A 15,158-nucleotide genomic window follows, 5' to 3' on the forward strand; every position below is an offset into this window, starting at 1 on the left:
GACGAGAGACGGCCTCGCGGATGGCAGCCGCATACCGGATCTCGTCGGGTCTCAACATGAAGCCGAGTTCCGGCTCCGACCGACTTGCTGAATACCTATCACGGCGGCGTGGGTTCCCGCGACCCCGTACCCATCAGGAGGCGACGAATGATCCGCGACGACGGCACCCTGCCGGCCCGGCTGCATCCGCTTCTGGTCCGCGACCACCAGTTCCCCACCGCCGGCTTCGGCCGGCGGGGCCTCGATCCCCGGGAGGTACGCCGGTTCCTGATCCGGGTCGCCCTGGAGCTGGCCAGCCTGCATCAGGAGGTGTCCCGGCTGACCGGGGAGAACACCAGACTCAAGCGGCTGCTGCGGGACCGCCGCAGCGCCCAGGCCAACCGTCCCCCGTGCTGAGCGATGACCCGGCGTCCGGCCGGGACGACGGTCACCGCCACGTGCTGCACCTGCCCGTCACGGCCGCCGACCAGGACCAAGCGCTGCGTTTCGCGTACGCGCTGGCGCGATCGTTGGTGTTGGTGCCGGGGCTCGAAGTGGCCGGGGCCACCGTCTCCGCCGAGGACGCCCAGCACGTACGACGGTGGGTGTTCTGTGACCGGATCATGGCTGACCGGCGGCGCTGCCTGGCGCGGGCCGACCACGACGGGCCGTGCGACCCGGACCGGTGAGCCGGGTCGGTGAGCGGGACGGACGGCGGTCAGTCGACCTCGACGACGACCAGCTCACCTACCTGTTCGCCGATCTGCTGGCGGCCGTCCGCCGGCAGCCCGGCGTCGGTGATCAGCAGATCGGCCTCGGCCAGTGGGGCGATGGTGGCGATGCCGATGGTCTCCCACTTGGTGTGGTCGGCCAGCACCACCAGGTGCCGGGCCGCGCCGATCAGCCGCCGGTTGACCGCCGCCTCCAGCAGGTTGGGGGTGGTGAACCCGGTGCGCGGGCTCATCCCGTGCACGCCGAGAAAGAGCAGATCCACGTTCAGGGTACGGATCGCCGCCTCGGCCACCGGCCCGGTCAGCGCGTCCGACGGGGTACGCATGCCGCCGGTCAGCACGACCGTCTGGTCGACGCGCGGATTCTGGTAGAGCGCGTCGGCGACCGGGATCGAGTTGGTCACCACGGTCAGCCCGGGCACGTCGCCGAGCAGGGTGGCCAACGCGGCGGTGGTGGTGCCGGCGGACAGCGCGACGGCCATGCCGGGCTCGACCATCCGGGCGGCCCGGCCGGCGATGGCCCGTTTCTCGTCCTGCTGACGGATCGACTTCGCGGCGAAGCCGGGTTCCTCGGCCGACCCGGGGCCGGCCAGGGTCGCCCCGCCGTGCACCTTGTCGACCAGCCCCCGCTCGGCCAACACCTCCAGGTCGCGGCGGATCGTCATGTCGGAGACGCCGAACCGGGCGACCAGGTGGCTGACCCGCACCCCGCCGCGCTGCCGGATCAGCTCCAGGATGGCGTTCTGCCGTTGCTGAGCGAGCATCGAACCTCCCAACCGCGCGGACGAAGGAACGGTACGCAGGTCAGGCCGCTGCGGCCGGGGGCGGTTCAACCGCTGGGACCGCCTCCGTCACCGCCTGCTCCTCCCGGACCACGGCCACCTCCCCGGCGGGCACCCGCAGCGTGCCGCCGCAGGGCTGACCGGTGAGCAGGTCGGTGCCGGTCGCGTCGAGGGTCACCTCGGCGTCGGTGTGGTTGACCACGAACAGCCAGGACCGGTCGTCGGCCCGGCGGCGGACCACCTCGACGCCCGTCGGGGCGGCGACCGGTGGGCGTACCCCGGCCTCGGTGAGCAGCCGGCCCACCAGGGCGTCGGTGGCCGCCTCGTCGAGCCGGGTGGCCAGGTACCAGGCGGTGCCGTCGCCGACCCGGTGCCGGGTCAGCGCGGGCACACCCGGCAGCGGACCGTCCTCGTAGGACGCCACGACCTCCGCGCCGGCCGGGTGCAGCCACTCGGTCCACACGTCGGCGGTGGACCCGTCGTCGAGGACGACCCGGTCGCCGGCCAACAGCGGGAAGAACTCCTCGGTACGCACCCCGAGCAGCTCCCGGAACGCCCCCGGGTAGCCGCCGAGCCGGATGTGGTCGTGCTCGTCGACGATCCCACTGAAGTACGTCACCAGCGCCGTGCCGCCCCCGGCGACGTACCGGCTCAGTGCCTCGGCGTCGGCGTCGCGCACCAGGTAGAGGGTGGGCACGAGGACCAGCCGGTAGCCGGACAGGTCGGTCGACGGGTGCACCACGTCGGCGGTGACGCCGGCCCGCCACAGCGCGTCGTAGAGCGCCCGCATCCGGTCGGCGTAGGTGACGTCGACGCTGGGGTGGGAGTCCAGCTCGACGCCCCACCACGCCTCCCAGTCGAACAGGATCGCCACCTCGGCGTCGACCCGGCTGCCGCGTACCTCGGCCAGGGCCCTGAGGTCGGCACCCAGCCGGCAGACCTCGTCGAAGACCTTGGTGTCGGGGCCGGCGTGCGGGACCAGTGCGGAGTGGAACTTCTCCGCGCCGGCCCGGGAGGCCCGCCACTGGAAGAACAGCACCCCGTCGGCGCCGCGCGCCACGTGGGTGAGGCTGTTGCGGCGCAGCTGGCCGGGGGTCTTGGCGACGTTGCGGGGCTGCCAGTTGACCGCGCTGGTGGAGTGTTCCATGAGCAGCCACGGGTCACCGCCGGCCACGCCCCGGGTGTGGTCGGCGGCGAACGCCAGGCCCAGGTGGGCGTTCGGGTCGGTGACGGTCAGGTAGTGGTCGTTGGCGACCAGGTCCACGTCGGACGCCCAGGAGTGGTAGTCCATGTGCTTGATGCCCATGCCGATCATGAAGTTGGTGGTGACCGGCTGGCGGACCCGCCGCTTGAGCACCTCCCGTTCGGCGCGCAGCTGGGCGCGCTGGGCGTCGGAGGAGAAGCGCAGGAAGTCGAGCTGTTGGGTGGGGTTGGCGAAGGTGAGCGCGGCGCGCGGCGGGTTGATCTCGGCCCAGTCGTGGTAACGCTGGCTCCAGAAGGTGGTGCCCCAGGCGTCGTTGAGCCGGTCGAGGTCACCGTAGCGCTCCCGCAGCCACTCCCGGAACGCATCGGCGCTGACATCGCAGTAGCAGTGCACGTTGTGGCAGCCCAGCTCGTTGGAGATGTGCCACATCACCACGGCGGGGTGCTCGGCGTAGCGGTCGGCGACCGCCTCGACCAGGGCCAGCGAACGCTGGCGGAAGATCGGCGAGCTGGGGCAGTAGCCCTGCCGGCCGCCGGGCCACAGCACGGTGCCGTCGGCGGTACTCGGCAGCGTCTCGGGGTGCCGGTGCGCCAGCCACGGGGGCGGACTGGCGGTGGCGGTGGCCAGGTCGACGTGGATGCCGCCGGCGTGCAGGACGTCGAGGGCGCGGTCGAGCCAGTCGAACTCGTACCGGCCGGGGGACGGTTCGAGCAGGGCCCAGGAGAAGATCCCGACCGAGACGAGGTTGACACCGGCCCGGCGCATGAGCGCCACGTCGTCGGCCCAGACCTGCTCGGGCCACTGCTCGGGGTTGTAGTCGGCGCCGAAGTAGATCCCGTCGCCCTGCCAGCTGCCGTGTTGCCGCATGAGAGCAGAGCGTGCCCCTAGCGGTCGATCAAGTCAACACTTTCCAACACGAGCGGATTTTCCAACGTTTACCTCCCAGGCCGACTGCCAACGCTCCGATACCGATCCGGAGCTGCCCTCTTGACAGGGCCGCACGGACGGGTAGCTTCAAGCGCCACCGGGAGTTTGTGTTGGCCAATGTTCATTCTCGGTGGATCTATGTTGGCATTCCCCACTCCCTCCCCCACCACTGACGGCCCTCGGGCGCAGCGCACCTCTTCATCCGCAGGAGGCACCATGTCCCGTCCCCGCACCGAAGCCGAGTACCTCTCCCGGCTCGTACCGTCCTCCGTCGCCGGCATCGGACGACGCTCCCTGCTCACCGGGGTCGGCGCGGGCGCGCTGCTCGGCACCGGACTGCTCGCCGGCTGCGGCTCCGACTCCGGGTCGGGCAGCGACAGCAAGGAGGTGTCGGTCGGCTCCAACCAGTCCGACCCAAAGCCGAAGGACGTCATCGCCAAGGTGATGGACGGGTTCAAGACCTCGTCCGGCATCACGGCCAGCATCAACACCGTCGACCACAACACCTACCAGGAGAACATCAACAACTACCTCCAGGGCAAGCCGGACGACGTGTTCATGTGGTTCGCCGGCTACCGGATGCGCTTCTTCGCCGGCAAGGGCCTGGCCGGCGACATCAGCGACCTGTGGGGCAAGCTCTCCGGCTACTCCGACGCGTTTAAGAAGGCGTCCACCGGGGACGACGGCAAGCAGTACTTCGTGCCGTCGTCGTACTACCCGTGGGCGATGTTCTACCGCAAGTCGGTCTGGAAGCAGCACGGCTACCAGGTGCCGACCACACTCGACCAGCTCACCGCCCTCAGCGCGCAGATGAAGCGGGACGGGCTCACCCCGATCGCCTTCGCCGACAAGGACGGCTGGCCGGCGATGGGCACCTTCGACATCCTCAACCTGCGCATCAACGGCTACCAGTTCCACATCGACCTGATGGCCGGCAAGGAGGCGTGGACCTCCGACAAGGTCAAGAAGGTCTTCGACACCTGGGCCGGGCTGCTGCCGCTGCACCAGCCGGACAGCCTGGGCCGCACCTGGCAGGAGGCCGCCCAGTCGTTGCAGCAGAAGAAGAGCGGCATGTACCTGCTCGGTCTCTTCGTCGCCCAGCAGTTCGGCAACGACGAGCAGGACGACATCGACTTCTTCACCTTCCCCGAGATCGACCCGGCCATCGGGGCCAAGGCGCTGGACGCGCCGATCGACGGCTACATGCTGGCCCGCAAGCCGAAGTCCGAGGCCAACGCCAAGAAGCTGCTGGAGTACGTCGGCTCCAAGGAGGCCGCCGACATCACGGTGAAGAACGACCCGACCACCCTGGTCGCCAACAGCGGAGCGGACACCAGCGGCTACACCGCCCTGCAGAAGAAGGCCGCCGAGCTGGTCGGCTCGGCCACCGAGATCGCCCAGTTCCTCGACCGCGACACCCGGCCGGACTTCGCCTCCACCGTGATCATCCCGGCGCTCCAGCAGTTCATCAAGAACCCCAGGGACATCGACGGGCTGGTCAACAGCATCGAGAACCAGAAAAAGTCGATCTTCACCAGCTGACGGCGAGAGGGGGAGGACCGTCGTGTCCGACCTGCCCCTGATCCAAGCGGATCACGCCGTACCGGCACCGACCCCGGCCACCCCCACCCGGGGTGGTCGTGGTCGGCGGCTACGGCTCCTGTCCCGCACCGACCGCGTGGTGATCACGCTGATGGTGCTCGTACCGCTGCTGCTGGTGGTCGCCCTGGTCTGGTTTCCCGCGCTGGCCACCGTGGCGCTCTCCGGCACCGACTGGGACGGCATCGGCCCGCTGAGCGAGATCGACTGGGTCGGTGGCCGGAACTACTCCGACGTGGTCAACATCTACCCGCCGTTCGTGCCGGCGATGCAGAACAACCTGCTCTGGCTGGCCGCGCTGTTCGTGGTCGCCACCCCGTTCGGGATGTTCCTCGCCGTGCTCCTCGACAAGGAGATCCGCGGCAGCCGGTTCTACCAGACCGCGCTCTACCTGCCAGTGGTGCTGTCGCTGGCGCTGATCGGTTTCGTCTGGCAGCTCATCTACTCCCGGGACCAGGGTCTGCTCAACGCCGTCCTGGGCAGCCAGACCGACTGGTACGGCGACCCGAACGTCAACATCTGGGCGGTGCTGGTGGCGGCCGGCTGGCGGCACGTCGGCTACATCATGCTGCTCTACCTGGCCGGGCTCAAGGGCGTCGACCCGTCACTGCGGGAGGCCGCCTCGGTCGACGGGGCATCGGAGACCAGCACCTTCTTCCGGGTGATCTTCCCGGTGCTGCGGCCCATCAACATCATCGTGCTGGTGGTGACGGTGATCGAGTCGCTGCGCGCGTTCGACCTGGTCTGGGTGATCAACAAGGGGCGCAACGGCCTGGAGCTGATCTCCGCCCTGGTCACCCAGAACGTCGTCGGCGAGGCCAGCCGGATCGGCTTCGGCTCCGCCCTGGCGACGATCATGCTGGCCGTCTCGCTGGTCTTCATCACCGTCTACCTGGCCGTCGTCATGAGGGAGAACCGGCGATGAGCGCGTCGACCACGACCCGTCCGCCGACCTCGGAGCCGGCGTCCGGGGCCGCCCCGCGCCGTCGGCCGCTGCGCCCCGCCCGGGTGGCGCTGCACCTGTTCCTCGGCGCGGTCGCCGTCGGTTGGCTCTTCCCGATCCTCTGGGCGGTGCTGACCTCACTGCGCTCCTACGAGTACACCGCCGCCAACGGGTACGTCTCGTTCGGCGGGTGGACGTTCGACAACTACGTCACCGCCTGGCAGACCGCCGAGTTCGGCAAGCACTTCCTCAACTCGGTCTACATCACCGTCCCGGCGGTGCTGCTGACCCTGTTCCTCGCCTCGTGCGTGGCGTTCGTGATCGCCCGGTTCAGCTGGAAACTCAACATCGTCCTGCTCGGGCTGTTCACGGCCGCCAACCTGCTGCCCCAGCAGGCGCTGCTGATCCCGCTGTTCCGGATCTTCACCGAGGTGCCGCTGCCGGAGTTCATGAGCGACTCGGAGCTGCTCTACGACAGCTACTGGGGGCTGATCCTGGTCAACGTGGCCTTCCAGTGCGGCTTCTGCGTCTTCGTGCTGAGCAACTACATGAAGGCGCTGCCCCGCGACCTCTACGAGGCGGCCATGGTGGACGGGGCGAGCATCTGGCGGCAGTACTGGCAGGTGACCATGCCGCTGTGCCGGCCCGCGCTGGCGGCCCTGGCCACCCTGGAGGTGACCTGGATCTACAACGAGTTCTTCTGGGCCACCGTGCTGATGCGCACCGGCGACAAGTTCCCGGTCACCAGCTCGCTGAACAACCTGCGCGGCGAGTTCTTCACCGACAACAACCTGGTGTCGGCCGGCTCGGTGCTGGTCGCCATCCCCACCCTGGTGATCTTCTTCCTGTTGCAGAAGCAGTTCGTCAAGGGCCTGACCCTGGGCGCGTCCAAGGGCTGAGGTCACCGCCCCCACCCACCCGCACCTGCGCGAGCTGACGATCTCGATGGCCCCCACCCACACCCACGCGCGAGAGCGGTATTCCTGGCAGGCATAACTATGACCCACAGGCATACCGCTCTCGCGCGCTACTGACACCCCTCGACCTCACCCACCGTGACGGACGCCGGGGTGCCCGCACCGGAGATGAGCGCCATGACCGATCCGACCGTGATCCACCTGCGCCGGGGCCGCACCAGCCTGGTGCTCGACGCGCGCGGCCCGGGACTGCCCCGGATCGTGCACTGGGGGGCCGACCTCGGTCCGGTGCCCGCCGAAGACCTGCCGGCCCTGGTCGACGCCACCGTACCGCCGGTGGTGCCGAGCAGCTTCGACGCGCCGACCGTGCTGTCCCTGCTGCCCGAGGCGAGCGCCGGCTGGAGCGGCCGGCCCGGCCTCGCCGGCCACCGCGCCGGCCACGACTGGTCCACCGCATTCCGGCTCGACAGCCTCGACGTCGACGACCCGGGTGGGGCGGCGCGGGTGGGCGTGCGGGCGACGGACCCGGGCGTCGGGTTGACCCTGACCATCGAGATCACCCTCGACCCGGTCGGGGTGCTGACCGTGCGGCACCGGCTGCGCAACGACGCCGACCACCCCTACGAGGTACGCGAACTGACGCCGGTGCTGCCCGTGCCGCCGGTCGCCACCGAACTGCTCGACCTCACCGGGCGCTGGTGCCGCGAACGCGCACCGCAACGGCACACATGGTCGCAGGGCGCGTGGGTCCGCGAGGGGCGGCACGGCCGCACCGGGCACGACGCCACCCTGCTGCTGGTCGCCGGCACCGCCGGGTTCGGCTTCGGCCACGGCGAGGTGTGGGCGGTGCACACCGCGTGGAGCGGCGACCACGTGACCGTCGCCGAACGCCGCCCGACCGGGGAGTCCACCCTGGGCGGCGGGGAACTGCTCGCCCCCGGCGAGATCGTCCTCGGCCCCGGCGACGAGTACGCCACCCCGCTGCTCTACGCGGTGCACTCCCCCGCCGGGCTGGACGGGCTCAGCGACCTGCTGCACACCCACCTGCGGGCCCGACCCGGCCACCCCCGCACGCCGCGCCCGGTCACCCTCAACGTCTGGGAGGCGGTCTACTTCGACCACGACCTGGACCGGTTACGGACCCTCGCCGACCGGGCCGCCGAGGTGGGGGTCGAGCGGTTCGTCCTCGACGACGGCTGGTTCACCGGCCGCCGGCACGACCGGGCCGGCCTGGGCGACTGGCAGGTCGACGCCGACGTCTGGCCCGCCGGCCTGGGGCCGCTCATCGAGCATGTTCGCGGGCACGGCATGCAGTTCGGGCTCTGGGTCGAACCGGAGATGGTCAACCCCGACTCGGAGCTGTACCGCGCCCACCCCGACTGGGTGCTCGCCGCCCCCGGCCGGCTACCCCTGCCGTGGCGGCACCAGCAGGTGCTGGACCTGGCCAACCCGGCGGCGTACGCGCACCTGCTCGGCCGGCTCGACGCGCTGCTCACCGGGAACCCGGGGATCAGTTACCTCAAGTGGGACCACAACCGGGACCTCACCGAGGCCGGGCACGCCGGCCGGCCCGGGGTGCACGCGCAGACCGTGGCGGCCTACCGGCTCTTCGACGAGCTACGCGCCCGGCACCCGCACCTGGAGATCGAGAGCTGCTCGTCCGGCGGGGCCCGGGTCGACCTGGAGATCCTGCGGCGCACCGACCGGGTCTGGGCCAGCGACACCAACGACGCCCTGGAACGGCTGTCCATCCAACGCTGGACCGGCCTGCTGCTGCCCCCGGAACTGGTCGGCACACACATCGGCCCGGGGCGTTCGCACACCACCGGCCGGGTGCACACCCTGGGCTTCCGGGCGGTCACCGCGCTCTTCGGCCACCACGGCATCGAATGGGACATCGTCGCGATCGACGCCGAGGAGCGGGCCGAGCTGACCGCCTGGGTGGCCCTGCACAAGCGGCTCCGACCGCTGCTGCACACCGGGCGGGTGGTGCGGTTCGATCATCCGGACCCGGCCGTACAGGCGCACGGCGTGGTCGCCCACGACCGCTCCCGCGCCGTGTACGCGGTGTCCCGGGTGGCCACCTCCGGCACGCAGACCCCCGGCCCGGTGCGCCTGCCCGGCCTCGACCCGACCCGCCGCTACGCCGTCCGCCCCGCCGAGGGGGTGCCGCAGCCGGCGGCGATGCAGATCACCGAACCCCGCTGGCTGCCCGGTGTGACGCTGGGCGGCGCGGTGCTGGCGACGGTGGGTCTGCACCTGCCGGCCCTGCACCCGGAACAGGCCCTGCTCCTGGAGGTCGACGCGGTCGACTGACCGCCCCGGGTCCGGCCGCAGGGCGCCATCCCGGCGAGGACGGTGGTGGCCGGGCCCCAGGGGACCCGGCCACCGGTGGTGCGGAGGCGGTCAGCTCGCGGTGCAGGTCACCGTGGGGGCCGGGTTGCTGCCGGTCCAACTGCCGATGAAACCGAAGGCCGCGCTGGCCCCGGCACCGAGCCGGCCGTTGTAGTCGACGTTGCGCGCGGTCACCGTGCTGCCGCTGCTGCTCAGCGATGCGTTCCAGGCCTGGCTGACGGTCTGGCCGTTGGCGTAGGTCCACTTCGTCGTCCAGCCGTTGATGGCCGCGCTGCCGGCGGTCACCTTGACCTCACCCTGGAACCCGCCCTGCCACGAACCGATGATCGTGTACGTCGCGGTGCAGCCACCGGTCGCCGGCGGGGTCGTGACCGGCGGGGTGGTGGGCGGCGGGCTGGTCGGCGGGGTCGTGGGCGGGGTGGTCGGCGGCGTGGTGGGCGGCGTCGTCGGGGTGGTGCCGGAGTAGACCGACGCCTCCTTCGCGGTCGACTTGATGCCGTTGACGCCGTTGAAGATCCGCTGCCCCCAGGTGGTCAGGGCGGCCGGGTTGAAGTTGGTGGTCATGTCGAGGTACTCCACGCCACCGCCGTTGCCGCTCCACGACCAGCCGAGGTAACCGATCCCGTTGGCCTGGGTGTACGACAGGATGGTGTCCTCGTCGGGGTTGCCGTCGGAGTGGTCGAAACCGAACTCGCCGACCACGATGGGCAGCTTGGCGGTGCGGAACCGGCCCAGGTAGTCGCTGATCTCGGCGGCGGTGTCGAAGACGCCGTACATGTGGATCGAGAAGACGGTGTTCTTCTGCGGGTCGGCGGCGAACACCCCGGCCGCGTTGTCGCGCATGGTGAACGACCAGTCCTGACCCCAGTTCGGGGCGTCCACCATGATCGTGTGGGTGATGCCGCCGGCCCGCAGCCGCTTGATCGCGTTGGCGTTGTCGGTGGCCCAGGTGGCGTAGCCCTGGTTGCCGTACGGCTCGTTGCCGATGTTGACGATGACGTACCGCTCCTGGCCCTGCAGGGCGCTGGCGATGCTCAGCCAGTAGTCGACCGCCCTGTCCAGGGTGATCGCCCCGGCCTGCTCGCCGTAGCCGGTGGTGTCGTGCACCTCCAGCACGCAGATCAGCTTGTTGGCCTTGCAGAGCGAGATGACGTTGCTGACGTCGGCGGCGGTGTTCTTGGTCCAGCGGTCACCGCTGGCCAGCACCACCCGGACGGTGTTCGCACCGAGCGCCTTGATGTTGGCGAAGGAGGTGGTCTGCTGCGGGTACCAGGTGTGGGCGTGGTTGACGCCCCGCATGATGAACTCGTTGCCGTTGGCGTCGTAGAGCTTGCCACCGGAGACCGTGAAACCGGCTGCGGCCTGGGCCGGCTGGCCGAAGGCGAACACGGCGGCGAGGACGGTGAGCAGGGCGACACCGGCGACGGAAAGTCGCTTCTTCATGGGTTTCCTCAGGAAGGGTCGACCCCGTTGCCCTGGCGGGGTGGCGATGCTGGTGGGTGGCGCTCGGCTGCAGCCCGACAGCCGCCGCCGGAACTCCCTGGCCGCGTGCGGATCAGCGTATGCCGATGGAGCCGGGAAGGCAACCGGTTAAGTTACTGGCGCGTTTCCCGCCGGGCCTGTGGCGACCCACACCGACCATGGGCCGCCACAGGGGGCAGTCATCCCCACCACAGGATGTGACACCACCAGCCTGAACCGGTTAAGTCGGACCCTAGACCCCCCTCCCGGGACCGTCAAGGGTCACCCGGTCGGGCGAGCCGGCCGCACCGGCGAGGTTGACCGGCGTCGCGCAGGGGTATCCGGTGACGATCGTCGCCCGGGAGGAGAAACCAGGATGGTCCGCGTCGGCTACACCCTGATGTGCGAACAGACCGGCCCCAAGCAGTTGGTCGACCACGCGGTACGGGCGGAGGCAGCCGGCTTCGACCAGCTGGTCATGTCCGACCACTACTACCCGTGGCTCGACGCGCAGGGCCACTCCCCGTACGCCTGGTCGGTGCTGGGCGCGGTCGCCCACGCCACCAGCCGGGCCGAGCTGATGTCCTTCGTCACCTGCCCGATCCGCCGCTACCACCCGGCGGTGGTGGCGCAGAAGGCCAGCACCATCGGGGTGCTCTCCGACGGGCGGTTCACCCTCGGCCTCGGCGCCGGGGAGAACCTCAACGAACACGTGGTCGGCGGCTGGCCGCACGTGCAGCAGCGGCACGAGATGTTCTCCGAGGCGCTCCAGATCATCCGTCCGCTGCTCAACGGCGAGACGCTGACCTTCTCCGGCAACCACTTCGACGTCCCCGACGCCTACGTCTGGGACCGGCCGGGACGCCCCGTACCGATGGCCGTCGCCGCATCCGGACCGTCGTCCGCCGCCCTCGCCGCCGAGTACGCCGACGGCATCGTCGCCACCGAACCCGACTCCCGGATCATCCAGCTCTATGACGACGCGGGCGGCGCCGGGCAGCCCCGCTACGGCCAGGTGGCCATCTGCTACGGCCCCGACGAGGCCGAGTGCCGCAAGATCGTGCACGACCAGTTCCGCTGGTTCGGCAACGGTTGGAAGGTCAACGCCGACCTGCCCGACCCGGATGCCTTCGCCGCCGCCACCCAGTTCGTCCGGGAGGAGGACGTCGCCGACGGTATCCCCTGCGGACCGGACGTCGAACGGCACGTCGAGGCGTTCCGCGCCTTCGTCGACGCCGGTTTCACGCACGTGGCGATCGTGCAGGTCGGCGGGGACAGCCAGCCGATGTTCCTGGACTGGGCGCAGGAGCAGCTACTGCCCCGGCTCCGCGAACTGTGACCGCCGGGCCGGGCCGGGTCTCGCGTACCCGTCCCGGCCCGTCCGGTGCCGGACGACCGGCTTGTTCACCATGCCGGTGCCGCCCAGCACGTGCTCACCACCACCCCGGGCCGGTGGCCGGTGCGATCCGTGACCTGCCTGCTCCTCTGACGACGGCGGGGAGCGGCTGCTCGCCTCGTCGCGCTCTACAGGGGACGCCAGCGGGTCGGGTCGTCGCTGCCGTCGACCAGCCTGATCGAGGCTGCCAGGTCCAGCGCCCCGGTACGCCCACCCGCCGCAGCGTTACCCGCCACCGACTCCGTGTCCACCTCAGCGACGCAACCCGCGCAGCCTGGCACTTGAGCCACCCGGTAGGCACCGAACCCCTTCGGCCCCTCGTCCGCCGAGCCGACCCGCCCGCCCACCATCACCCGGGTACGGACGAAATCCGACCCGTCGCCGGCGAACACCCCGTCGGAGACGCCGATGAGGATGTCGCGCCCGGTCGACTTACCGGTCTTCATCACATAGTGCGCGGTCACGTCCAGCCACCTTCCCCGGAACGTCCGGATCTCCACACCCCTGAGCATGCTGCCGGGTGGATCGGCGACCGGCGCATACGGGACGGTGATCGGCTGGTCCTCCCAGAGCAGACCGGCGGCCACCTGACGGGCGACCACCTCCGGCCGACCGAACCCCATGACCCCCACGGAGATCCACCCGTCCGGCGCGTACTGCCAGGACAGCACGGTGTCGCCGCCGCCGGCCCACAGGTGGGCGGGGTACCCCGCCACCGGGGTGACCGGGGGACCCGGCAGGGCGACCGACGGGGAGGCCGACGGCATCCCCGGCATCGGTTCCCGCCGGTACTGGTCGAAGACGTCCTTCCCGCGCGCACCCACCCGGACGACCACCGAGCCGCTGGAGGCCATCATCGGGCCGGCTTCCACCGGGCCGCCGGGGCTCAGCGCCTCCGGCACGTCCGCCCGCACCGTGATCACGGACAGATCCGACTGGTACGACTGGTGGCCCGCGCCCGCCGGCAGGCTCCCGAGCCGGAGCAACCGGCGGGTCGGGTCGAAACGCTCCGGGGCCACCGTCGGCGGCCCGGGGCGACTCACCGTCGGTGCCGGTCGGCCGTCGTCACCGGGGACCCTGCCCGGCCGTAGGCCGACGACCGCGACCGCCACGCCGACCAGGGCGCACACCGTCACGACGGCCGACGCGGCGGTCACCACCCGGCGGCGACGCCGCACCGCCCGATCCCCCGCCGCCAGCCAGGTCTCCGGCCCGTCCCCGCCGTCGGGCAGGTCGTCGGCGGCCCGGGTCAGCATCTCCCGGACCAGGGTCTCGTCGTCGTGGATCACCGGGTCACCTCCGTCGGGTCCGCCAGCGGCAACTGCCGGCGCAGCGCAGCAAGTCCCCGCGCGGTCTGGCTCTTGACGTTGCCGGCCGAGCAGCCCAGCACCTCGGCGGTCTGCTCGACGCTCAGGTCGGCGTAGAAGCGCAGCACCAGCACCATCCGCTGGCCGGGTGGCACCGCCGCCAACGCGGCCCGCACCGCGACCGTGTCCACCACCGCGTCGGTCGGTGGAACTCCCCTGGGCTCCGGCTCCGGCGGGCGGTCGAGCAGGCGTACCCCGAACCAGCGGGACCGGCGCTCCTGCCGGAACGCGTTGACCAGCATCCGGTGCACGTACGCCCCGATGTCGTCGGCGGACCGTGCCCGACCCCACTTGACGTAGAGCCGGGTCAGCGTCTGCTGCACGACGTCGTCGGCACGGTGGGCATCTCCCCCGGTCAGCAGGTACGCCGTCCGGCGCAGCTTCGGTGTCGCCCCCGTCACGAAGTCGACGTACTCCTGCCGTTGCGTCGCGTGCATCGACCACTCCCCGTCCCGGACGCTGGCACTGTCACCGTACGGATGGCCCCCGGTATGGAAACGGTTGCACGGGGGAGAGAACTCAGAACGGACGCCAGCCGGCTTCGTCGTCAGGGTCGGTGACCAACCGGACCCGGGCGGCGAGGGCGAGCGCGGCCCGGTCGCCGCCGAGCGCGGCCCGGTCGCCGCCGAGCGCGGCCAGACCGTGCGGCGTCAGTACCCCGACCTCGGCCACCGTGCGCGGGGCCGCACCGGGAACCCGCCCGACCCGGTACGTGCCCAGGCCACCGGCCGACCACGCCGGCCGGCCGTCAGCGGTGGTGTTCCCCGGCCCGCCCGACCAGTCCCGGCGCACGCCGATGGTCAGGTCGCCGTACGGCGCGGGGGAGCCGGACGCGAGGTAACCGCCCCACACCCGGTGCCACCTGCCGTCGCGCCGCTCGACCGCCACCCGTTCGAGTCGGCAATCCGCAGGCGGTGGCACCCGGAGGAAGGGAACCGTGAGCGGTCGGTCGTCGCCGACCAGCCCTTCGGCGATCTGCCGCAGCACCCGGGCCGACCCGGGCTGGTTGGTGGACAGCACCGCGGCCCACGCGTCGTGGGCGTACCGCCAGGACAGGGCGGCCCGTGAGCCGTCGGGACTGACGTACAGGTGCGCCGGACGGTCCCGCACCGGCGCGACGGCGACCCCGGGCGGAGTCGACGGTGCGGCCGACCCGGCCAGTTCCGGATCCCACTCGCGCAGCGGCCGGCAGACGTCCACGCCCCGGGCCCCCACCGTCACCGTCACCACCCGGCCGGCGCGCACCGGAGCGGCTCCCCGGCCCGGGGTCCACGCCGGCAGCAGGGCGGTGAGCGAGTGCTCCCACCGCTGCCCGGTGTAGGTCAGGTGGGTCAGCTCCCCGGGCAGCCAGGAGAGTCGGAAGACCCGCCGACCGGGATCGAACTCCGACGGCACCCCCGTCGTGCGACACCCGGCGTTCTCCTGCTCCCGCATGCTACCCATCGACCACTCCCCGTCCCGGACGCCGGCACTGTCACCCGTAGCGATGACGGCGGG

General features: G+C 71.3%; 13 protein-coding genes. 7 read left to right on the forward strand and 6 right to left on the reverse strand.

What is annotated here, in order from left to right; translation table 11 throughout:
• Positions 1-147: 147 nt before the first annotated feature.
• Positions 148-396 (forward strand): DivIVA domain-containing protein, encoded by a 249-nt coding sequence (locus JQN83_RS26635; RefSeq protein ID WP_208569897.1) that lies wholly within the window; start codon positions 148-150, stop codon positions 394-396.
• Entirely contained in the window at positions 390-668 is a 279-nt protein-coding gene (locus JQN83_RS26640) for a hypothetical protein (RefSeq protein ID WP_372444143.1), read from the forward strand. Before JQN83_RS26635 ends, JQN83_RS26640 begins: the two co-directional genes overlap by 7 nt.
• A gap of 29 nt (positions 669-697) precedes the next feature.
• Here JQN83_RS26640 and JQN83_RS26645 read toward each other — a convergent pair whose 3' ends face one another.
• Together JQN83_RS26645 and JQN83_RS26650 are read right to left on the reverse strand one after the other, a co-directional pair.
• The gene (locus JQN83_RS26645; RefSeq protein ID WP_208569898.1) at positions 698-1,474 is read right to left on the reverse strand and encodes a DeoR/GlpR family DNA-binding transcription regulator; all 777 of its coding nucleotides are present in this window, start codon (positions 1,472-1,474) and stop codon (positions 698-700) included.
• 40 nt (positions 1,475-1,514) lie between these two features.
• A complete protein-coding gene (locus tag JQN83_RS26650) occupies positions 1,515-3,563 on the reverse strand; it encodes a beta-galactosidase (RefSeq protein ID WP_208569899.1) in 2,049 nt (682 codons plus the stop codon).
• 276 nt (positions 3,564-3,839) lie between these two features.
• Here JQN83_RS26650 and JQN83_RS26655 point away from each other — a divergent pair, with 276 nt between their 5' ends.
• The 4 genes from JQN83_RS26655 (at position 3,840) to JQN83_RS26670 (ending at position 9,398) form a co-directional block, all read left to right on the forward strand.
• Entirely contained in the window at positions 3,840-5,165 is a 1,326-nt protein-coding gene (locus JQN83_RS26655) for an ABC transporter substrate-binding protein (RefSeq protein ID WP_208569900.1), read from the forward strand.
• A gap of 22 nt (positions 5,166-5,187) precedes the next feature.
• Entirely contained in the window at positions 5,188-6,147 is a 960-nt protein-coding gene (locus tag JQN83_RS26660; RefSeq protein ID WP_208569901.1) for a carbohydrate ABC transporter permease, read from the forward strand.
• The gene (locus JQN83_RS26665; RefSeq protein WP_208569902.1) at positions 6,144-7,064 is read left to right on the forward strand and encodes a carbohydrate ABC transporter permease; all 921 of its coding nucleotides are present in this window, start codon (positions 6,144-6,146) and stop codon (positions 7,062-7,064) included. Before JQN83_RS26660 ends, JQN83_RS26665 begins: the two co-directional genes overlap by 4 nt.
• Positions 7,065-7,259: 195 nt before the next feature.
• Positions 7,260-9,398, forward strand: coding sequence for an alpha-galactosidase (locus JQN83_RS26670; protein WP_208569903.1), 2,139 nt, complete (start codon positions 7,260-7,262; stop codon positions 9,396-9,398).
• Positions 9,399-9,488: 90 nt separating this feature from the next.
• Here JQN83_RS26670 and JQN83_RS26675 read toward each other — a convergent pair whose 3' ends face one another.
• Positions 9,489-10,880 carry a cellulase family glycosylhydrolase gene (locus JQN83_RS26675; protein WP_208569904.1) on the reverse strand — a complete coding sequence of 464 codons (1,392 nt, stop codon included), beginning with the start codon at positions 10,878-10,880 and terminating at the stop codon, positions 9,489-9,491.
• Between the two features lie 394 nt (positions 10,881-11,274).
• Here JQN83_RS26675 and JQN83_RS26680 point away from each other — a divergent pair, with 394 nt between their 5' ends.
• Positions 11,275-12,237: a TIGR03557 family F420-dependent LLM class oxidoreductase gene (locus JQN83_RS26680; protein WP_208569905.1), complete on the forward strand. Its 963-nt coding sequence runs from the start codon at positions 11,275-11,277 to the stop codon at positions 12,235-12,237.
• Between the two features lie 185 nt (positions 12,238-12,422).
• On the opposite strand, the gene JQN83_RS26685 is transcribed toward JQN83_RS26680, so the two are convergent.
• The 3 genes from JQN83_RS26685 to JQN83_RS26695 form a co-directional block, all read right to left on the reverse strand.
• Positions 12,423-13,583, reverse strand: a complete 1,161-nt coding sequence (locus JQN83_RS26685) for a hypothetical protein (RefSeq protein ID WP_208569906.1) — start codon at positions 13,581-13,583, stop codon at positions 12,423-12,425.
• The gene (locus tag JQN83_RS26690) at positions 13,580-14,098 is read right to left on the reverse strand and encodes a SigE family RNA polymerase sigma factor (RefSeq protein ID WP_208569907.1); all 519 of its coding nucleotides are present in this window, start codon (positions 14,096-14,098) and stop codon (positions 13,580-13,582) included. The genes JQN83_RS26685 and JQN83_RS26690 overlap by 4 nt, the downstream gene beginning before the upstream one ends.
• An 82-nt stretch (positions 14,099-14,180) precedes the next feature.
• Positions 14,181-15,104: a hypothetical protein gene (locus JQN83_RS26695; RefSeq protein ID WP_208569908.1), complete on the reverse strand. Its 924-nt coding sequence runs from the start codon at positions 15,102-15,104 to the stop codon at positions 14,181-14,183.
• Between the last annotated feature and the right edge of the window lie 54 nt (positions 15,105-15,158).

Source organism: Micromonospora antibiotica (assembly GCF_017599305.1).
GTDB classification, from domain to species: domain Bacteria; phylum Actinomycetota; class Actinomycetes; order Mycobacteriales; family Micromonosporaceae; genus Micromonospora; species Micromonospora antibiotica.

Coding starts and splice junctions, on each gene's coding strand:
- JQN83_RS26675 (WP_208569904.1), bottom strand. CDS start 10,880: ATGAAGAAGCGACTTTCCGTCGCCGGTGTCGCCCTGCTCACCGTCCTC.
- JQN83_RS26690 (WP_208569907.1), bottom strand. CDS start 14,098: ATGCACGCGACGCAACGGCAGGAGTACGTCGACTTCGTGACGGGGGCG.
- JQN83_RS26670 (WP_208569903.1), top strand. CDS start 7,260: ATGACCGATCCGACCGTGATCCACCTGCGCCGGGGCCGCACCAGCCTG.
- JQN83_RS26665 (WP_208569902.1), top strand. CDS start 6,144: ATGAGCGCGTCGACCACGACCCGTCCGCCGACCTCGGAGCCGGCGTCC.
- JQN83_RS26650 (WP_208569899.1), bottom strand. CDS start 3,563: ATGCGGCAACACGGCAGCTGGCAGGGCGACGGGATCTACTTCGGCGCC.
- JQN83_RS26680 (WP_208569905.1), top strand. CDS start 11,275: ATGGTCCGCGTCGGCTACACCCTGATGTGCGAACAGACCGGCCCCAAG.
- JQN83_RS26645 (WP_208569898.1), bottom strand. CDS start 1,474: ATGCTCGCTCAGCAACGGCAGAACGCCATCCTGGAGCTGATCCGGCAG.
- JQN83_RS26695 (WP_208569908.1), bottom strand. CDS start 15,104: ATGGGTAGCATGCGGGAGCAGGAGAACGCCGGGTGTCGCACGACGGGG.
- JQN83_RS26655 (WP_208569900.1), top strand. CDS start 3,840: ATGTCCCGTCCCCGCACCGAAGCCGAGTACCTCTCCCGGCTCGTACCG.
- JQN83_RS26635 (WP_208569897.1), top strand. CDS start 148: ATGATCCGCGACGACGGCACCCTGCCGGCCCGGCTGCATCCGCTTCTG.